Annotated in this window: 18 protein-coding genes; 15 read left to right on the forward strand and 3 right to left on the reverse strand. The window is 52.4% G+C overall.

The annotated features are described in order from the left end of the window. Window positions 1-5 precede the first annotated feature (5 nt). The 6 genes from flgG (at window position 6) to flgL (ending at window position 6,307) form a co-directional block, all read left to right on the forward strand. Window positions 6-788 carry a flagellar basal-body rod protein FlgG gene (gene flgG, locus OGV89_RS20725; RefSeq protein ID WP_003036202.1) on the forward strand — a complete coding sequence of 261 codons (783 nt, stop codon included), beginning with the start codon at window positions 6-8 and terminating at the stop codon, window positions 786-788. A 57-nt stretch (window positions 789-845) separates the two neighbouring features. Further along, the gene (flgH, locus tag OGV89_RS20730; RefSeq protein WP_003836756.1) at window positions 846-1,544 is read left to right on the forward strand and encodes a flagellar basal body L-ring protein FlgH; all 699 of its coding nucleotides are present in this window, start codon (window positions 846-848) and stop codon (window positions 1,542-1,544) included. Window positions 1,545-1,577: 33 nt separating this feature from the next. Next, window positions 1,578-2,654 (forward strand): flagellar basal body P-ring protein FlgI, encoded by a 1,077-nt coding sequence (locus tag OGV89_RS20735; RefSeq protein WP_057063917.1) that lies wholly within the window; start codon window positions 1,578-1,580, stop codon window positions 2,652-2,654. Further along, the gene (gene flgJ, locus OGV89_RS20740) at window positions 2,654-3,604 is read left to right on the forward strand and encodes a flagellar assembly peptidoglycan hydrolase FlgJ (protein WP_200002940.1); all 951 of its coding nucleotides are present in this window, start codon (window positions 2,654-2,656) and stop codon (window positions 3,602-3,604) included. Before OGV89_RS20735 ends, flgJ begins: the two co-directional genes overlap by 1 nt. 64 nt (window positions 3,605-3,668) lie before the next feature. Continuing rightward, window positions 3,669-5,339 carry a flagellar hook-associated protein FlgK gene (gene flgK / locus OGV89_RS20745; protein WP_200002939.1) on the forward strand — a complete coding sequence of 557 codons (1,671 nt, stop codon included), beginning with the start codon at window positions 3,669-3,671 and terminating at the stop codon, window positions 5,337-5,339. Between the two features lie 14 nt (window positions 5,340-5,353). Then, a complete protein-coding gene (gene flgL, locus OGV89_RS20750; protein ID WP_003846802.1) occupies window positions 5,354-6,307 on the forward strand; it encodes a flagellar hook-associated protein FlgL in 954 nt (317 codons plus the stop codon). Window positions 6,308-6,384: 77 nt separating this feature from the next. On the opposite strand, the gene OGV89_RS20755 is transcribed toward flgL, so the two are convergent. Further along, a complete protein-coding gene (locus OGV89_RS20755; protein WP_003846801.1) occupies window positions 6,385-7,584 on the reverse strand; it encodes an MFS transporter in 1,200 nt (399 codons plus the stop codon). A 21-nt stretch (window positions 7,585-7,605) separates the two neighbouring features. Here OGV89_RS20755 and OGV89_RS20760 point away from each other — a divergent pair, with 21 nt between their 5' ends. Further along, window positions 7,606-8,631, forward strand: coding sequence for a LysR family transcriptional regulator (locus OGV89_RS20760; protein WP_071593186.1), 1,026 nt, complete (start codon window positions 7,606-7,608; stop codon window positions 8,629-8,631). A gap of 40 nt (window positions 8,632-8,671) precedes the next feature. On the opposite strand, the gene rne is transcribed toward OGV89_RS20760, so the two are convergent. After that, window positions 8,672-11,935, reverse strand: a complete 3,264-nt coding sequence (gene rne, locus OGV89_RS20765; protein WP_032948990.1) for a ribonuclease E — start codon at window positions 11,933-11,935, stop codon at window positions 8,672-8,674. 699 nt (window positions 11,936-12,634) lie between these two features. Between rne and rluC the strand changes: the two genes are divergently transcribed. Further along, a complete protein-coding gene (gene rluC, locus OGV89_RS20770; protein ID WP_003036228.1) occupies window positions 12,635-13,588 on the forward strand; it encodes a 23S rRNA pseudouridine(955/2504/2580) synthase RluC in 954 nt (317 codons plus the stop codon). A gap of 82 nt (window positions 13,589-13,670) precedes the next feature. Here rluC and OGV89_RS20775 read toward each other — a convergent pair whose 3' ends face one another. Continuing rightward, window positions 13,671-14,255 carry a Maf family protein gene (locus OGV89_RS20775; RefSeq protein ID WP_003836743.1) on the reverse strand — a complete coding sequence of 195 codons (585 nt, stop codon included), beginning with the start codon at window positions 14,253-14,255 and terminating at the stop codon, window positions 13,671-13,673. A 197-nt stretch (window positions 14,256-14,452) separates the two neighbouring features. On the opposite strand from OGV89_RS20775, the gene yceD reads away from it, so the two are divergent. From yceD to acpP, 7 genes are all read left to right on the forward strand, one after another. Then, window positions 14,453-14,974 (forward strand): 23S rRNA accumulation protein YceD, encoded by a 522-nt coding sequence (gene yceD, locus OGV89_RS20780; protein ID WP_003036239.1) that lies wholly within the window; start codon window positions 14,453-14,455, stop codon window positions 14,972-14,974. A gap of 16 nt (window positions 14,975-14,990) precedes the next feature. Next, window positions 14,991-15,164, forward strand: a complete 174-nt coding sequence (rpmF, locus tag OGV89_RS20785; protein ID WP_003036242.1) for a 50S ribosomal protein L32 — start codon at window positions 14,991-14,993, stop codon at window positions 15,162-15,164. 123 nt (window positions 15,165-15,287) lie between these two features. Continuing rightward, a complete protein-coding gene (gene plsX / locus OGV89_RS20790) occupies window positions 15,288-16,367 on the forward strand; it encodes a phosphate acyltransferase PlsX (RefSeq protein ID WP_003846798.1) in 1,080 nt (359 codons plus the stop codon). 77 nt (window positions 16,368-16,444) lie between these two features. Next, entirely contained in the window at window positions 16,445-17,398 is a 954-nt protein-coding gene (fabH, locus tag OGV89_RS20795; protein WP_003832181.1) for a beta-ketoacyl-ACP synthase III, read from the forward strand. Window positions 17,399-17,413: 15 nt separating this feature from the next. Then, entirely contained in the window at window positions 17,414-18,343 is a 930-nt protein-coding gene (gene fabD / locus OGV89_RS20800) for an ACP S-malonyltransferase (RefSeq protein WP_200002938.1), read from the forward strand. Between the two features lie 12 nt (window positions 18,344-18,355). Beyond that, window positions 18,356-19,090, forward strand: coding sequence for a 3-oxoacyl-ACP reductase FabG (gene fabG, locus OGV89_RS20805; RefSeq protein ID WP_003036255.1), 735 nt, complete (start codon window positions 18,356-18,358; stop codon window positions 19,088-19,090). Window positions 19,091-19,245: 155 nt separating this feature from the next. Next, window positions 19,246-19,482, forward strand: coding sequence for an acyl carrier protein (gene acpP / locus OGV89_RS20810; RefSeq protein WP_000103754.1), 237 nt, complete (start codon window positions 19,246-19,248; stop codon window positions 19,480-19,482). Window positions 19,483-19,499: the final 17 nt, after the last annotated feature.

Here is a 19,499-nt window from a genome sequence, read left to right on the forward strand (position 1 = left end):
ATTTTATGATCAGTTCATTATGGATCGCCAAAACCGGCCTGGATGCGCAGCAAACCAACATGGATGTGATTGCCAACAACCTGGCAAACGTCAGCACCAACGGATTTAAGCGCCAACGTGCCGTGTTTGAAGATCTGTTGTACCAGACGATTCGTCAGCCTGGCGCACAATCTTCTGAACAAACCACGCTGCCGTCTGGTTTGCAGATTGGTACCGGTGTACGTCCGGTTGCAACCGAGCGTTTACACAGCCAGGGTAACCTGTCGCAGACCAACAACAGTAAAGATGTGGCGATTAAAGGCCAGGGCTTTTTCCAGGTCATGTTGCCCGATGGTACGTCCGCTTATACCCGCGACGGTTCTTTCCAAGTGGATCAGAACGGTCAGTTGGTGACGGCGGGTGGTTTTCAGGTTCAGCCTGCCATCACCATTCCGGCCAACTCGCTCAGTATCACCATTGGACGCGACGGTATTGTCAGCGTGACCCAACAGGGACAGGCGGCGCCTGTTCAGGTCGGGCAGCTTAACCTGACAACTTTCATGAACGATACCGGTCTGGAAAGCATTGGTGAGAATCTGTACACCGAAACGCAGTCATCCGGTGCGCCGAACGAGAGCACGCCGGGGCTGAACGGCGCGGGTCTGCTGTATCAGGGCTATGTTGAAACCTCTAACGTCAACGTGGCGGAAGAGCTGGTAAACATGATCCAGGTTCAGCGCGCTTACGAAATCAACAGTAAAGCGGTATCGACCACCGATCAGATGCTGCAAAAACTGACGCAACTCTAAAGTGGAGTCCGGTGGGGTGAAAACCTCACCGGCACACTGATTTTGAAGATGACCGCAATGCGAAAATACGCGCTTCACCCATACCCTATTTTAGCCCTGCTGGTGGTTTCACTAACAGGATGTGCCTGGATCCCGGCCACGCCCCTCGTGCAGGGCGCGACGACTGCCCAGCCCGTTCCAGGTCCAACGCCGGTGGCGAATGGCTCAATCTTCCAGTCGGCACAACCGATTAACTATGGTTATCAGCCACTCTTTGAAGATCGTCGTCCACGCAATATTGGCGATACGCTGACCATCGTATTGCAGGAAAACGTCAGCGCGAGCAAAAGCTCTTCGGCGAACGCCAGCCGCGACGGCAAGACAAACTTTGGCTTTGATACCGTACCGCGCTATCTGCAAGGTCTGTTCGGTAACGAACGTGCCGACGTAGAAGCCTCAGGCGGTAACTCCTTTAACGGTAAAGGCGGCGCGAACGCCAGAAATACCTTCAGCGGTACGCTGACCGTAACGGTCGATCAGGTACTGGTGAATGGCAACTTACATGTCGTGGGTGAAAAACAGATCGCCATAAATCAGGGCACTGAATTCATTCGCTTCTCCGGGGTCGTTAACCCGCGCACCATCAGTGGCAGCAACTCCGTACCGTCAACCCAGGTTGCGGATGCGCGTATTGAGTACGTCGGCAACGGCTACATCAATGAAGCGCAAAATATGGGCTGGTTGCAGCGTTTCTTCCTTAATTTGTCGCCGATGTAAGCGAGGTACCCCGTGTTTAAATTTTTTGTTGGAATGGCACTGGTGCTGGTAACCGCCTTCGCGCATGCCGACCGTATTCGTGACCTGACCAGCGTGCAGGGCGTGCGGGAAAACTCGCTGATTGGTTATGGGTTGGTGGTGGGTCTGGATGGTACAGGTGACCAGACCACCCAGACGCCGTTTACCACGCAAACGCTCAACAACATGCTGTCGCAGTTGGGGATCACCGTGCCCACCGGCACCAATATGCAGTTGAAAAACGTGGCAGCGGTAATGGTCACCGCGCAGTTCCCGGCCTTTGGTCGTCAGGGGCAAACTATTGACGTTGTGGTCTCTTCCATGGGTAATGCTAAAAGTCTGCGCGGCGGAACGCTGCTGATGACCCCGCTGAAAGGGGTCGATAGCCAGGTATATGCGTTGGCGCAGGGGAATATTCTGGTTGGCGGTGCGGGCGCGGCTGCGGGTGGCAGCAGCGTGCAGGTAAACCAGCTCAATGGCGGACGCATTACCAACGGCGCGACCATCGAACGTGAATTACCCAGCCAGTTCGGCGGCGGTAACACCATTAATCTGCAACTGAATAATGAAGATTTCACGATGGCGCAGCAGATTACCGACACCATTAACCGCTCGCGTGGCTTTGGCAGCGCAACGGCGTTGGATGCCCGCACTATTCAGGTGCGCGTGCCAAGCGGCAACAGCTCGCAGGTGCGTTTCCTTGCTGATATCCAGAATATGGAGGTGAACGTCACGCCGCAGGATGCGAAAGTGATTATCAACTCACGCACCGGATCTGTCGTCATGAACCGCGAAGTAACGCTGGATAGCTGTGCCGTGGCACAAGGCAACTTGTCGATCACGGTGAACCGCCAGGCGAACGTCAGCCAGCCGGACACACCGTTTGGCGGTGGACAAACCGTAGTGACGCCACAAACCCAGATTGACCTGCGCCAAAGCGGTGGTTCGCTGCAAAGCGTACGTTCCAGCGCCAACCTGAACAATGTTGTGCGTGCGCTGAATGCACTGGGGGCAACGCCGATGGATCTGATGTCCATTCTGCAATCGATGCAGAGCGCGGGTTGCTTACGCGCCAAACTGGAAATCATCTAATGATTGGTGACAGCAAACTGCTGACCAGTGCCGCCTGGGATGCGCAATCTCTGAACGAACTGAAAGCGAAAGCGGGTCAGGACCCGGCGGCGAATATCCGCCCGGTCGCCCGTCAGGTTGAAGGGATGTTCGTGCAAATGATGTTGAAAAGCATGCGTGAAGCGCTGCCGAAAGATGGCGTGTTTAGCAGCGATTCAACGCGCTTGTATACCAGCATGTATGACCAACAAATTGCGCAGCAGATGACCGCAGGCAAAGGTCTGGGGCTGGCTGAAATGATGGTCAAGCAGATGACTGAAGGGCAAGCGCAACCTGCGGATGACGCGCCGCAGGTGCCGATGAAGTTTTCACTGGAAACGGTGACCAGCTATCAAAATCAGGCACTGACGCAACTGGTCCGCAAAGCCATCCCCCGGGCGACAGAAAGCAATGATGAGCCGCTGTCAGGTGACAGCAAAGACTTCCTCGCCCAGCTGTCACTGCCGGCTAAGCTGGCCAGTCAGCAGAGCGGGGTCCCGCATCATCTGATTTTGGCGCAGGCGGCGCTGGAGTCCGGATGGGGGCAGCGACAAATTCGTCGCGAGAATGGCGAACCGAGTTTCAACATTTTTGGTGTGAAGGCTTCGGGAAGCTGGAAAGGTCCAACCACTGAAATCACCACCACTGAATATGAGAACGGTGAGGCGAAAAAGGTGAAAGCCAGATTCCGTGTCTATAGCTCTTACCTTGAGGCGTTGTCGGATTATGTCGGTCTGATATCCCGTAACCCGCGCTATGCGGCGGTGACCTCTGCCGCGACCGCCGAACAGGGGGCGCAGGCATTGCAAAATGCGGGTTACGCCACAGACCCTAACTATGCACGTAAATTAACCAGCATGATCCAGCAGTTGAAATCGATGAGCGAAAAGGTGAGTAAAACCTACAGCACGAATCTCGATAATCTCTTTTAAATAGCTCAAGTCTACCGACCTGCTGCCGATAATAACGAGTATTGAAGGATTACAAGGAACCTCCATGTCCAGCTTGATTAATAACGCGATGAGTGGACTCAGCGCAGCGCAGGCCGCGTTGAATACTGCCAGTAATAACATCTCCAGCTATAACGTTGCCGGATATACCCGACAAACAACAATTATGGCACAAGCGAACAGCACGCTGGGTGCGGGGGGCTGGGTAGGCAATGGCGTCTATGTTTCTGGTGTACAACGTGAATATGACTCCTTTATCACTAACCAGTTGCGAGCAGCGCAGAACCAGAGCAGCGGTCTGACGACGCGTTATGAGCAAATGTCAAAGATAGACAATTTGCTCTCCAGCAAAACCAGTTCTATTTCGACCTCAATGCAGGACTTTTTTACCAGCCTGCAAACGCTGGTCAGCAACGCTGAAGATCCGGCGGCACGCCAGGCGCTGATCGGTAAAGCTGATGGATTGGTAAATCAGTTTAAAACGACCGACCAGTATCTGCGCGATCAGGATAAGCAGGTTAATACCGCGATTAAAGCCAGCGTTGATCAGATCAACAACTATTCGAAACAAATTGCCAGCCTCAACGACCAGATTTCTCGTATGACAGGCGTCGGAGCAGGTGCATCTCCTAACGACCTGCTTGACCAACGCGATCAGCTGGTCAGTGAACTGAATCAGATTGTCGGTGTTGAAGTCAGCGTTCAGGATGGTGGCACCTACAACCTGACAATGGCCAACGGCTATTCGCTGGTGCAGGGCAGCAATGCACGCCAACTGGCGGCAGTACCTTCCAGCGACGATCCTAATCGTACAACAGTGGCCTACGTTGATGGGGTTGCCGGAGCTGTTGAAATTCCTGAGAAACTGTTGAATACCGGTTCACTGGGCGGACTGCTCACCTTCCGTTCGCAGGAGCTGGATCAGACGCGTAATACCCTAGGCCAACTGGCACTTGCATTTGCCAGTGCATTTAACGCCCAGCATAAAGAAGGTTTTGATGCCAACGGCGATAAGGGTGGGAATTTCTTTGATATCGGCAGCCCGTCTGTACTGAGTAATGCTAAAAATACTGGCAAAGCGGAATTAACTGCAGAAGTTGGTGACAGTTCGAAAGTACAGGCTACCGACTATAAGGTTGTGTTCAGTGGCGGTAAGTGGCAGGTGACGCGTCTGGCAGATAACACAACGTTTGAAGCTACACCAGGTGCGGACGGAAAACTGGATATTGATGGTCTGAAAGTAACGGTGACTATTGATCCCACCAAGCCCGGACCTCAAGAGAATGACAGTTTTATTCTGAAACCGGTAGAAAACGTTATCGTTGATATGAAAGTCAAGGTGACCGACGAGTCGAAAATCGCCATGGCGTCAGAGAAAAACACTGATCCTGCTGCGGATACAGGTGCAAGCGATAACCGTAACGGTCAGAAACTGCTGGATCTGCAAACCAAAGAAACTGTTGGTAAAAAAACCTTTAATGACGCTTACGCCACACTGGTGAGCGACGTGGGCAACAAAACGGCGACGCTGAAGACTAGCAGTACCACGCAAAATAATGTGGTCAAGCAGCTTTATAACCAACAGCAGTCTATTTCCGGCGTTAACCTCGACGAAGAGTACGGTAATTTACAGCGTTTTCAGCAGTATTACCTGGCTAACGCTCAAGTGCTGCAGACCGCGAATGCGTTGTTTGATGCACTGATTAATATCCGCTAAGGGAGAGGGACACAATGCGTATCAGCACCCAGATGATGTACCAGCAGAATATGCGTGGCATCACTAACTCTCAGGCTGAATGGATGAAGTTCGGCGAGCAAATGTCAACGGGCAAACGCGTGATCAACCCATCAGACGATCCGATTGCCGCCTCGCAGGCCGTGGTACTTTCTCAGGCTCAGGCGCAGAACAGCCAATATACGCTGGCACGCTCGTTCGCGACGCAAAAGGTGTCGCTGGAAGAGAACGTTCTGAGCCAGGTGACGACGGCAATTCAGGCTGCGCAGGAAAAAATTGTTTATGCCGGGAACGGAACGTTAAGCGATGACGACCGTGCATCGCTGGCCACCGACCTGCAAGGGATCCGCGATCAGCTGATGAACCTGGCAAACAGTACTGACGGTAATGGTCGCTATATTTTCGGTGGATATAAAACAGAATCCGCACCGTTTGCGCAGGCTGATGGTTCCTACAGTGGCGGTGCCACAAATGTGACCCAGCAGGTTGATGCTTCCCGAACCATGGTCATTGGCCATACGGGCGATAAAATCTTCGCCAACCTGACCAGTAACGCCGTACCGGAACCAGGTGGCGGTACTCAGGAAAAGAACCTGTTCAAAATGCTGGATAGCGCGATTGCAGAGCTAAAAATTCCTATTGCAGGTGATGATGTGGCAAAGGATAAAGCCGCAGCAGCTATCGATAAAACCAATCGTGGTCTGAAAAACTCACTGAATAACGTGCTTTCCGTTCGTGCAGAATTAGGTACGCAACTTAGTGAATTAAGCTCGCTGGATTCACTGGGCGCCGATCGTGCATTAGGGCAAACCCAACAGATGAGTAACCTGGTGGATGTCGACTGGAATGCGGCTATTTCGTCCTACGTCATGCAGCAGGCCGCACTTCAGGCTTCTTATAAAGCGTTTACCGATATGCAGGGAATGTCGTTGTTCCAGCTTAATCGGTAATAACTCTTTTTGAACATATCTTGAAACTGGGTATGTTTGACTGCCCGCTCCTTTAACACCCCGGAGCGGGCATTTTTTTAGGCAACCGACGCCTTACTAAGCGACAGGTTCCCCGTCAGTCTTATGACCAACGCGATCGCACTGCTGAAGGTTGCCAGCGTCACCACACCTTCCCAGTTGGCAAGCGCATAGACCTGACTCCCGAGAACGGAACCCAGCGCCATACCGATAAACACCATCGTAAACAGCAGAGCGTTCAATCGTCCTCGTGCCTGAGGCTCCAGGCTATAGACCAGGTTTTGGTGGGCAACCAGGCTGGATTGCAATCCGAGATCAAAACCTACCGCCGAAAGGGCGATAAGCAGCCACTGCCCCTGAACGGGCAGGGCGGGTAACAAAAACATCAGTGCGAAAGATACCGTTACCAGCAAAGCACCCAATTGCGTCACTTTTGCTGCACCCACTTTATCGGCAAGATGGCCCGCCATCGGTGCAGCAAGCGCTCCGGCTGCTCCCGCGATACCAAAAGCACCCGCTATAGCGCTACCCAAGTGGTAATGCTCAGATAACATTACCGCCAGCGTAGACCAGAAGGCGCTAAAAGCAATGGACAGAAAGCCTTGTGCCAGTGCTGCGCGGCGTAAGGTGGAATATCGTTGCCAAAGTTGCACCATCGAGAGCATTAATGATGGATAGCTCAACGTGGAATGGACCGTAAAACGAGGCAGTGCTTTCCACATAATCGCGGTAATTACGGCAATACTGACGGCAGCAAGTTGGTACATCTCACGCCAGCCAAACGCCTCACCGACCAGTCCACTGACGGTACGTGAGAGTAAAATTCCCAGCAGAAGGCCCGTCATTACGGTGCCCACCGTTTTTCCCTGTTTGCCTTCGGGCGCCAGTATTGTCGCCGCAGGCACAATATCTTGTGCCATGGTTGCCGCCATGCCCATCAACAGGCTCACTATTAACAGTGAATGCAACTGCCCGGTAAAGCTGCATGCCAGAAGCAGCACAGCAAGAGAGATACTTTTCAGCAGGATTAATGTCCTGCGGTCATAACGATCGCCCAATGGTAATAAAAACAAAATACCCAGCGCGTATCCCGCCTGGGTCAGCGTCGGGACCAACCCCATGCCGGTAATACTTAAGTTCAGATCCTGACCCATTAAAGGCAGAAGGGGTTGAGCATAGTAGATAGCAGCGACACTGAATCCGGCACCTACTGCCAGAACGAAAGTGACCCAACGGGAAAGTGCGATATATGTGTTCACAAATGATTCCTCAATCACAGGATGTGCGGCTATTTTTATCCTTCAGCGAGTGGCGTGGTAGCGAGCGCAGTGGTAAAACAGTTATACGTCAGGCGTATGATGAAACTGAAAATGATAAAAAATGAGCGTATAGACAGGGTGGAGCTGATGCGTACGTTTGTGCGTATTGTCGAAGCAGGATCGCTTTCGGCAGCGGCAAAACAGATGGGGACAACGCAAGCGACCGTAAGCCGACGGTTGCAATCCCTGGAAACTCTGCTGGGTGTGAAACTGATCATGCGTACCACGCATGCGATGAAATTGACCGACGACGGCGAAAGAGGCTACCAGCATGCCAAGAAGATTATTGATGCCTGGCTGGCGCTGGAAGATGGACTTAATGTCACGGAAGATGAACCGGTGGGGACGTTGCGAGTCCGTGCACCGCATGCGTTCGGGCAACAACAACTGCTTGAGCCGCTTTTGCAGTTTCTTTCGCGCTATCCCCAGGTAGCAGTAGAGTGGATGCTCAACGATAAAACCGTTGATTTTCTGAGCGATAATATTGACTGCGCTATCAGGGTTGGTGCCGAGGTGGATCCGGCCACGGTTGCCGTTTTACTGGCTGAAGTTCCCCGTAGTATGGTGGCGAGCCCTGGGCTGCTGGAACAATACTGCGAGCTTTCTCATCCTGAGCAGTTATCAGCGCTGCCCTGGATTGCCGTGAATACGTTTTATCAACATAGCGTTTCGTTGTTGCACCAATTGCGTAATGAGCCAGTCACGTTGAATATTTCACCCAGATTAAGTACCGACAGTATTTATGTCGCAAGGAATGCCGCGCTGGCAGGGTTGGGAGTGACTATTGTTTCAAGTTGGATGGTGGCGGAGGATATTGCCAACGGACGTCTGGTTGCGTTGCTACCTGAGTGGCATGCGGCGCCGTTGCCTGTACATTTGGTTTATCCGTGGGCGCGTTACTATCCGATTCGCTTACGCAAGTTTCTGGCCTTAATGAAGGATGTTATGCCGCAGCTGACGGGGATGAAAGGCGTAGATCAGATATAAAAAAGCCGACCCGAAGGCCGGCTTTGATATTGATTATGGCTTACTCGACAGGCTGAGGACGTGTTGCTGGCGCAGTCGCTTGATGCGTTGCACTGTGTCCACCTGCGGCACCTTTGCCTTCAAAGGCGAATGCCGGACGCTGCCAGTCGCTATGACGCGGCGCTTCTGGTACATATTCCGGTGCCGGGGCGCGGGTCATCGGTGCGGTCGCATGGCTGTGAAGGTGTTCAGCATCAACACTGGCTGCGACAACTACAGGCTTAACGACAGTCGCTTCTACAATTGGCGCTGCAACAACTTCCTGCGGTGCAGCAACTTCTTCAACAACTGGCGCTGTTTCCACAACTTCGGCAATCTCTTCAACCACTTCTGGCTGGGAAATAACTACCTCTGCAGGCTCTTCGACAACCGGCGCAGTCACAACGTCAGCCACAGGTTCGGCTTCAGCGGCGATTTCTTCTGCAACGGGCGCATCAGATGCAGCGATAATTTGTGGTTGTTCCTCGACCGGGGTCGCAATGACTTCCGGATGCGTGGTTTCAACCTGTGTGGTTTCAACAACGGGGGCCTGAGGCTCAGCTACGACAATCTCTGGCTGCACGGCTTCAACTGGCGCAGGGGCATCCACAATGTGTTCCACGGCAGCTGCAGCAACCTGAGGCTCTACAGCGACAGGTGCGGCTTGCTGCTGGACCATTTCTTGTTCGCGCTGTTCTTCAACCTGCTGATCCTGAGGACGTGCGACAGGGTAGCGGATCCAAACTTTACCGGACGCTAATTCAGGAGATGCACAGGCGACCGTTAACGGCATCGGTGACTGAACCGGATAACGCTCGTCACGGTAACGACGACGACGCTGTCCACTGACGCGCAGATGGCGAGGGGAGCGACGGGAACGACGCGGCATACCATTGGAGTCACGCGCGTCGCTGTTGTCTTCCTGCTCAGTCGCAACGACGGCTGGCAGATCAACTTTCGCCAGTTCGGTGCGTTGTGCTGGTGCAGGCTGTTCTGTTGGCTGAGCGGCAGCGGTTTCAGCGACTACTGCGGCAGTTGCCACTTCGGTTTCAACCGCCGGGCTGTCAGTGAAACGAACTTTCTGAGTCAATTGACGCTGTTTACGGCGAGTCTGAGGCTGACGTACGCGCTCTTCCTGCTCGGCATCCTGCACAGGTTGTTCAGCCTGGTTCAGCTCTTTAACTTCCTGCTGAGCCTGACGCTTGTCATCGTTACGACGGCGGTTGCGTTCGCGACGCGGAGCCTGCTGCTCATCGCCAGATTTCGCTTTGTCTGCAACGTCAGTAGTTTGCTGGCGGTTATCGCGAGCTTCCGCATTTTGCTGCTGTGACTGACGACGGTTACGGCGGTTATCTTCACGGTTTTCGCCGTTTTCTGAACGTTCGTTACGGTTGTCACGGTCACCGCGATTATCACGGTTATCACGACGATCGTTACGGTCGCGACGATTGTTCTGACGCGGTTTACGACGATCCTGCTGGCGTTCGGTTTTCTCTTCAGCTTTCGGCGCAGGTTGTTCAACCGGTTTCACTTCTTCGCTACCACCGAAGATGGACTTCAGTGCGCCAAAGAAACGGCTAATCAAACCGGGCTGTGCGGCAACGGCTGCGGTCGCTGCCGCTGCTTTAGGCGCGGCGGCTTTCGCGGCAGGTTCCTGCAGAGCAGGGGCTGGCGGAACGTCTGGCATGGCGAAGGTAGCCAGCGCCGGTTGCTCAGGCTGTTTACGCTCGACGTACTCTTCTTCCGTCGGCAATGCCATTGCCTCTTCATGCAGTTTCGGCAGTAGATAGCTCAGGGTCGGCGTTTCTTCCCCTTTACGTACGCGCAGCACAGAATAGTGCGGGGTTTCCATCTGATCGTTTGGCACGATCACACAGCGCACGCCATTCTGACGCGTCTCGATTGCATTTACCGCGGTACGCTTTTCGTTGAGCAGGTAGGAAGCGATCGGCACAGGAACAATAGCGTGTACTTCCTGCGTATTTTCTTTCAGTGCTTCTTCTTCGATCAGACGCAGAATAGACAGCGACAGTGATTCGTTATCACGTACGGTACCGGTGCCGGAGCAGCGCGGGCACACGTGATGGCTGGATTCACCCAGTGACGGGCTCAGACGCTGACGGGACATTTCCAGCAGACCGAAGCGAGAAATATGGCTGATCTGAATACGTGCTCTGTCCTGGCGTACGGCCTCGCGCAGACGGTTTTCAACCGCGCGCTGGTGACGAACCGGCGTCATATCAATGAAGTCGATTACAATCAGACCGCCGAGGTCGCGCAGACGCAGCTGACGTGCAATTTCATCGGCTGCTTCAAGGTTGGTGTTGAACGCTGTTTCTTCGATGTCGCCGCCGCGGGTTGCGCGTGCGGAGTTGATATCGATAGCGGTCAGTGCTTCAGTGCTGTCGATAACGATTGAGCCGCCGGACGGCAGACGCACTTCGCGTTGGAACGCGGACTCAATCTGAGACTCGATCTGATAGTGGCTGAACAGCGGGATTTCGCCGGTGTACAGTTTGATTTTGCTGCTGAAATCCGGACGACCCAGCGCCGCGATGTGCTGACGCGCCATCTCCATGACTTTTGGGTTGTCGATGAGGATTTCGCCGATGTCCTGGCGCAGATAGTCGCGGAAGGCACGCACGATAACGTTGCTTTCCTGATGGATCAGGAACGGAGCAGGGCGGCTGTCAGCGGCTTTTTGAATCGCTTCCCAGTGCTTCAGGCGGAAGCTCAGGTCCCACTGCAGCGCTTCGGCGGATTTGCCTACCCCTGCGGTACGCACGATAAGCCCCATGCCATCAGGCAGTTCCAGGCTTGCCAGCGCTTCTTTTAATTCGGTACGGTCGTCGCCTTCAATGCGACGGGAGATGCCGCCCGCGCGCGGGTTGTTCGGCATCAGAACCAGATAACTACCCGCCAGGCTGATAAAGGTAGTCAGCGCAGCGCCTTTGTTGCCGCGTTCTTCTTTATCGATCTGAACGATGACTTCCTGACCTTCACGCAACACGTCTTTAATGTTGGGACGACCATGGGAGTTGTAGTTAGCGGGAAAGTATTCGCGGGCAATTTCTTTTAACGGGAGGAAACCGTGACGTTCAGCGCCGTAATCAACAAAAGCAGCTTCCAGACTCGGTTCAATACGGGTAATTTTGCCTTTATAGATGTTGGCTTTTTTCTGTTCGTGTCCAGGACTTTCGATATCCAGATCGTACAGACGTTGCCCATCTACAAGGGCGACACGCAACTCTTCCTGCTGAGTCGCGTTAATTAACATTCTTTTCATCGTAACTTACTCATTATTCTTACATTGACGACTAAGCTGCGGGCAGAGTAATGCCTTTCCGGGTGTGAACCGATGGCCTCGTGTCTATTCGCGTCGCCAACCTCACGGTTATCGTCAGCTCAAAGAGGCGCAGAGTGTCGGTTGCCTGTATTTCATACGGAAACACAGCGCAATTATCAGGGGAACAGTCTGGGTGTTACTCTCCAGAGAAGCTTCCATTGTGCTTGTCGTCTTTCACGCTGTCGGTGCGTTGGCTTTATCTTCTCACCCTGGTCACTTACAGGAGTAAGAACCTGGGGGTATCCAGACTTGCCGCCTTCCTACAATGTGAAATCCATAGAGCACTTACCGGTAAGGACTGCAACCCGCAGCCCGCTAACTGCCTGAAAGATCAATACGTCTTACGCCATTGCTGCGTTGATGATCGGTCGGGCAAAATTGGGTCATTCCGGAAAAGTTCTTGTTTTAACAAGATTCAACACGGAAACAACCGCATTATTCCACTGCTAACCTTGTTATAGCAAGATGACTTTTGCCATTTATCACCCGGTTACTCACAGTTTTTTCACTTCCGCGTAGTGATTGCTTTAATAACCACCAAATCGGCTATGTAAAACTTAAGTAATAAGGTATAGCAGTTAATATAAGCATAGAAAAATGTGTGGCGCGAATCTTGATGGCTATTTAAAATCGGCCCCCATGAAAACAGAGACTCCAGCCGTAAAAACAGTTGCCATTACTGCCGACGAAGCAGGGCAACGCATCGACAACTTTTTGCGCACCCAGCTTAAGGGCGTGCCGAAAAGTATGATTTATCGCATTTTGCGTAAAGGCGAAGTGCGGGTGAATAAAAAACGCATTAAACCCGAGTACAAACTCGAAGATGGGGATATTGTGCGTATTCCACCTGTGCGTGTCGCTGAACGTGAAGAAGAGGCCATTTCGCCAAACCTGCAGAAGGTTGCGGCGCTGACCGATGTCATTTTATATGAAGATGACCACATTCTGGTGCTTAACAAACCTTCAGGTACGGCCGTGCATGGCGGAAGCGGGTTAAGCTTTGGCGTCATTGAAGGATTACGTGCGTTGCGTCCGGAAGCGCGTTTCCTTGAGCTGGTGCATCGCCTCGACCGGGATACCTCCGGTGTGCTGCTGGTTGCCAAAAAACGCTCAGCCTTGCGTTCATTGCATGAACAACTGCGTGAAAAAGGCATGCAGAAAGATTACCTCGCGCTGGTTCGAGGCCAATGGCAGTCGCATGTCAAAACCGTGCAGGCGCCGCTGTTAAAGAACATTCTGCAAAGCGGCGAGCGTATCGTGCGGGTGAATCAGGAAGGCAAACCGTCAGAAACACGTTTTAAAGTGGAAGAGCGCTATGCGTTTGCCACGCTTGTGCGCTGTAGCCCGGTGACCGGACGTACGCACCAGATCCGTGTGCATACCCAGTATGCCGGTCATCCAATTGCTTTTGACGATCGCTACGGTGACCGTGAGTTCGATAAGCAACTGGCGGATACGGGGTTGAACCGACTTTTCCTGCATGCCGCAGCGTTGAAGTTTACTCATCCGGGTACGGGGGAAGTGATGCGTATTGAAGCGCCAATGGATAAACAGTTGAAGCGCTGCCTCGAGGTATTACGCAGCAAAGCCTGATGCGCGTTGCTTATCAGGCCTACAATCGTGTGATGGACCGTAGGCCTGATAAGACGCATCGCGTCGACATCAGGCAGATTAATCAGGCGTTCAACGGGTTCATTTCTTCCCGCCGCAGCATTTGACACAACGCGATCAGCGGCAAACCTACCAAGGTATTTGGGTCACGACCCTCCAGGCGTTCAAAGAGTGCAATACCTAACCCTTCACTTTTGAAACTACCTGCACAATGGAGCGGACGCTCTTTGCGCAGATAATCATCAATTTCCGCCTCGCTTAAATGACGGAAATGGACGTCAAAAGGTTCTACTTCAGTTTGTAAATGTCCGGTCGCAGAATTATACAGCGCCAGTCCGGTGTAAAATGTCACAATATTGCCACGGGCTTTGAGTAATTGCTGGCGCGCATTTTCTTCTGTTAATGGTTTGCCGGTTATTTCACCATCAAGAACACAAATTTGATCGGAGCCAATAATCAGATGCGAGGGATAACGGTGGGCGAGTGATTGCGCTTTTTGCTGCGCCAGTCGCAACACCAGATGACGTGGCGCCTCGCCTGGTAATGGTGTTTCATCAACCTCTGGTGCTGCGCATTCGAACGGAATTGCCAGTTTTTCGAGTAAAGCGCGACGCCAGGGAGAGGTGGAAGCAAGAATAAGTTGAGGCATATTTTTTCCCTCGCATATAGCGTATTGATGAGAGCCATTTTAAACTATGGACTTCGACCTACAAGCTGGCTGTAGTGGCTTGTCTTGAGCGATTTTAAGTCGATGACCCGCAATGTGTGCGAATTATTGGCAAAAGGCAACCACAGGCTGCCTTTTTCTTTGACTATATGACGTTACAAAGTTAATATGCGCGCCCTATGCAAAAGGTAAAATTACCCCTGACTCTTGATCCGGTTCGTACGGCTCAAAAACGCCTCGATTATGAAGGTATCTATACTTCTGATCTGGTTGAGCGCGTCGCCGATTCTGTAGTCAGTGTGGACAGTGATGTGGAATGCTCCATGTCGTTCGCTATCGATAACCAGCGTCTCGCCGTTATAACCGGTGATGCGAAGGTATCGGTTACGCTCGAATGTCAGCGTTGCGGGAAACCGTTCCCACTTCATGTTCACACAACATATTGTTTTAGTCCTGTCCGTTCTGACGAGCAGGCTGAAGCACTCCCGGAAGCGTATGAGCCGATTGAGGTTAACGAATTCGGTGAAATCGATCTGCTTGCAATGGTTGAAGATGAGATTATCCTCTCCTTGCCGGTAGTTCCGGTGCATGATTCTGAACACTGTGAAGTGTCCGAGGCGGACATGGTCTTTGGCGAATTGCCTGATGAAGCGCAAAAACCAAACCCATTTGCCGTATTAGCCAGCTTAAAGCGTAAGTAATTGAGGAGTAAGGTCCATGGCCGTACAACAGAATAAACCAACCCGTTCCAAACGTGGCATGCGTCGTTCTCATGACGCTCTGACCGCAGTCACCAGCCTGTCTGTAGACAAAACTTCTGGTGAACAACACCTGCGTCACCACATCACTGCCGACGGTTTCTACCGTGGCCGTAAGGTAATCGCTAAGTAATCACGCATGACTCAATGGCTTTCCCACCCCTGGTGAGAAAGACAAAGAGTGAACGCGTGATGAAGCTTAGTGAGGCTTTCCCCGGGTAACTGGGGAAACACCTAACCGGGCAGCGACGATACCTTGACACGTCTAACCCTGGCGTTAGATGTCATGGGGGGAGATTTTGGCCCTACCGTGACAGTGCCTGCAGCATTGCAGGCACTGAATTCTAATTCGCAACTCACACTTCTTTTAGTCGGGGATCCCGATACAATCACGCCATTACTTGCCAAAGCTGACTTCGAACAACGTTCGCGTCTGCAGATTATCCCTGCTCAGTCAGTTATTGCCAGTGATGCCCGGCCCTCGCAAGCTATTCGCGCCAGTCGTGGAAGCTCAATGCGTGTTGCCCTGGAGCTCGTGAAAGAAGGTCAGGCACAAGCTTGTGTCAGCGCCGGTAATACGGGCGCACTTATGGGACTTGCGAAGTTATTGCTCAAACCCCTTGAGGGGATTGAGCGTCCGGCGTTGGTGACGGTTTTACCGCATCAGCAAAAGGGCAAAACGGTGGTGCTGGATTTGGGCGCCAACGTAGATTGTGATAGCACGATGTTGGTGCAATTTGCCGTCATGGGTTCCGTGCTGGCAGAAGAGGTTGTTGGCATTGCCAATCCTCGCGTAGCGTTACTCAACATCGGCGAAGAAGAAACGAAAGGTCTCGACAGTATTCGAGATGCTTCAGCTGTGCTAAAAACAATCCCTTCCATTAATTATATCGGCTATCTTGAAGCCAATGAGTTACTGACTGGCAAAACCGATGTGTTGGTCTGTGACGGTTTTACAGGTAATGTCACATTAAAGACGATGGAAGGTGTTGTCAGAATGTTCCTTTCACTGCTGAAATCTCAGGGTGAGGGCAAAAAACGGTCGTGGTGGCTTCTGTTATTAAAACGTTGGTTACAAAAAAGCCTGACAAGGCGATTTAGTCACCTCAACCCCGACCAGTATAATGGCGCCTGTCTGTTAGGATTGCGCGGCACGGTGATTAAGAGTCATGGTGCGGCCAATCAGCGAGCATTTGAAGTCGCGATTGAACAGGCAGTGCAGGCGGTGCAGCGACAAGTTCCTCAGCGAATTGCCGCTCGCCTGGAATCTGTATACCCAGCTGGATTCGAACTGCTGGACGGTGGCGAAAGCGCAACCTCACGAGCACACAGATAACGGTGCGTTTGTGAATGTAGCCAACGTATCAGCGATTTGCTCGTGGCGGTATATAACCAAAAAGTGACTGAGCGTACATGTATACGAAGATTATTGGTACTGGCAGCTATCTGCCTGAACAAGTGCGTACTAACGCCGATTTGGAAAAAATGGTTGAGACATCTGATGAGTGGATCGTCACTCGTACAGGTATCCGTGAACGCCATATTGCAGCGCCAAATGAAACAGTTGCGACGATGGGCTTTGCCGCCGCAAACCGTGCGATTGAAATGGCGGGCATCGACAAAGAACAAATTGGTCTGATTGTGGTTGCTACCACATCATCCACTCACGCATTTCCAAGCGCGGCGTGCCAGATCCAAAGTATGCTGGGGATCAAAGGCTGTCCGGCGTTTGACGTTGCAGCAGCTTGCGCTGGTTTCACTTACGCCCTGAGCGTTGCCGACCAGTATGTTAAATCTGGCGCAGTTAAGCATGCTCTGGTCGTTGGCTCTGATGTTCTGGCGCGCACCTGTGATCCAACCGATCGCGGAACGATCATCATTTTCGGTGATGGGGCGGGCGCGGTTGTACTGAGCGCATCAGAAGAGCCAGGCATTCTCTCCACGCATCTGCACGCTGACGGTCGCTATGGCGAACTGTTGACGCTGCCTAACGCCGATCGCGTGAACCCAGAAAACCCGATTCATCTGACGATGGCGGGTAACGAAGTATTTAAAGTCGCGGTGACCGAGCTTGCGCACATCGTTGATGAAACGCTGGAAGCCAATAATCTCGACCGTTCTGCGCTGGACTGGCTGGTACCGCATCAGGCTAACCTGCGCATTATCAGCGCGACAGCTAAAAAGCTGGGTATGTCGATGGATAATGTTGTCGTGACGCTCGACAGACATGGTAATACCTCTGCTGCCTCCGTACCGTGCGCGCTGGACGAAGCTGTCCGCGACGGGCGTATTAAAGCTGGGCAGTTGATATTGCTTGAAGCCTTCGGGGGGGGATTCACCTGGGGCTCCGCGCTGGTTCGTTTCTAGTATAAGGATTTAAACATGACGCAATTTGCATTTGTGTTTCCGGGGCAGGGTTCCCAGACCGTTGGGATGTTGTCTGAAATGGCAGCAAGCTACCCAATTGTTGAAGAAACTTTTGCTGAAGCATCAGCTGCACTGGGCTATGATCTGTGGGCGTTGACTCAGCAGGGTCCGGCCGAAGAACTGAATAAAACCTGGCAGACGCAGCCAGCGCTGTTGACCGCATCTGTCGCACTTTATCGCGTATGGCAGCAGCAGGGTGGTAAAACACCTGCGCTGATGGCGGGTCACAGCCTGGGCGAATATTCTGCGCTGGTCTGCGCAGGCGTGATCGCATTTGCTGATGCCGTACGTCTGGTAGAACTGCGCGGTAAGTTCATGCAGGAAGCTGTGCCAGAAGGCACTGGCGGTATGTCTGCGATTATCGGTCTTGATGATGCGTCTATCGCTAAAGCATGTGAAGAGTCAGCAGAAGGCCAGGTTGTTTCTCCGGTTAACTTCAACTCGCCAGGCCAGGTGGTTATCGCGGGTCATAAAGAAGCGGTTGAACGTGCGGGCGCTGCCTGTAAAGCTGCGGGTGCGAAACGTGCTCTGCCACTGCCAGTTAGCGTGCCGTCTCACTGTGCTCTGATGAAGCCTGCTGCTGAGAAACTGGCCGTTGAGCTGCAGAAAATCACCTTTAACGCACCGACGGTTCCGGTCGTGAACAATGTCGATGTGAAGTGTGAAACCACGGCAGACGCTATTCGCGATGCGTTGGTTCGTCAGCTGTATAGCCCGGTTCAGTGGACTAAAACTGTTGAATTTATGGCATCCCAGGGCGTAGAGCACCTGTATGAAGTCGGTCCGGGTAAAGTTCTGACCGGTTTGACGAAACGTATTGTTGACACCCTGACTGCTTCGGCACTGAATGAGCCGGCGACACTGTCTGCGGCGCTAGAGCAATAAAAGAGGAAGACCATGAGTTTTGAAGGAAAAATCGCGCTGGTTACCGGTGCAAGCCGTGGCATTGGCCGCGCAATTGCTGAGACACTCGTTGCCCGTGGCGCGAAAGTTATCGGTACTGCTACCAGCGAAAGCGGCGCGCAGGCCATTAGCGATTATTTAGGTGCAAATGGTAAAGGTCTGATGTTGAATGTGACCGATCCTGCATCTATCGAATCTGTTCTGGAAAATATTCGCGCAGAATTTGGTGAAGTCGATATCCTGGTCAATAATGCCGGGATTACTCGTGATAACCTGTTAATGCGCATGAAAGATGACGAATGGAACGATATCATCGAAACCAACCTGTCATCTGTTTTCCGTCTGTCAAAAGCGGTAATGCGAGCTATGATGAAAAAGCGTCATGGGCGTATTATCACTATCGGTTCTGTGGTTGGTACCATGGGAAATGCGGGTCAGGCTAACTACGCTGCGGCGAAAGCGGGTCTGATCGGCTTCAGTAAATCACTGGCGCGCGAAGTTGCGTCTCGTGGCATTACTGTAAACGTTGTTGCTCCGGGCTTTATTGAAACGGACATGACGCGTGCGCTGTCTGATGATCAGCGTGCGGGTATTCTGGCGCAGGTTCCTGCGGGTCGCCTTGGCGGCGCTCAGGAAATCGCCAGTGCGGTTGCATTTTTAGCTTCTGACGAAGCAAGTTACATCACAGGTGAGACTTTGCACGTCAACGGCGGGATGTACATGGTTTAACCACGATTGAAAAATATTTGCGTTATTAGGGTGAATGGCCTCAAAATAGCGCAAAATCGTGGTAAGACCTGCCGGGATTTAGTTGCAAATTTTTCAACATTTTATACACTACGAAAACCATCGCGAAAGCGAGTTTTGATAGGAAATTTAAGAGTATGAGCACTATCGAAGAACGCGTTAAGAAAATTATCGGCGAACAGCTGGGCGTTAAGCAGGAAGAAGTAACCAACAATGCTTCCTTCGTTGAAGACCTGGGCGCAGATTCTCTTGACACCGTTGAGCTGGTAATGGCTCTGGAAGAAGAGTTTGATACTGAGATTCCGGACGAAGAAGCTGAGAAAATCACTACCGTTCAGGCTGCCATTGATTACATCAACGGCCACCAGGCGTAAGTGAACATCTCCAGGCG

The sequence above is a fragment of the Citrobacter sp. Cf125 genome (assembly GCF_030333935.1).
Lineage (GTDB): Bacteria > Pseudomonadota > Gammaproteobacteria > Enterobacterales > Enterobacteriaceae > Citrobacter > Citrobacter freundii.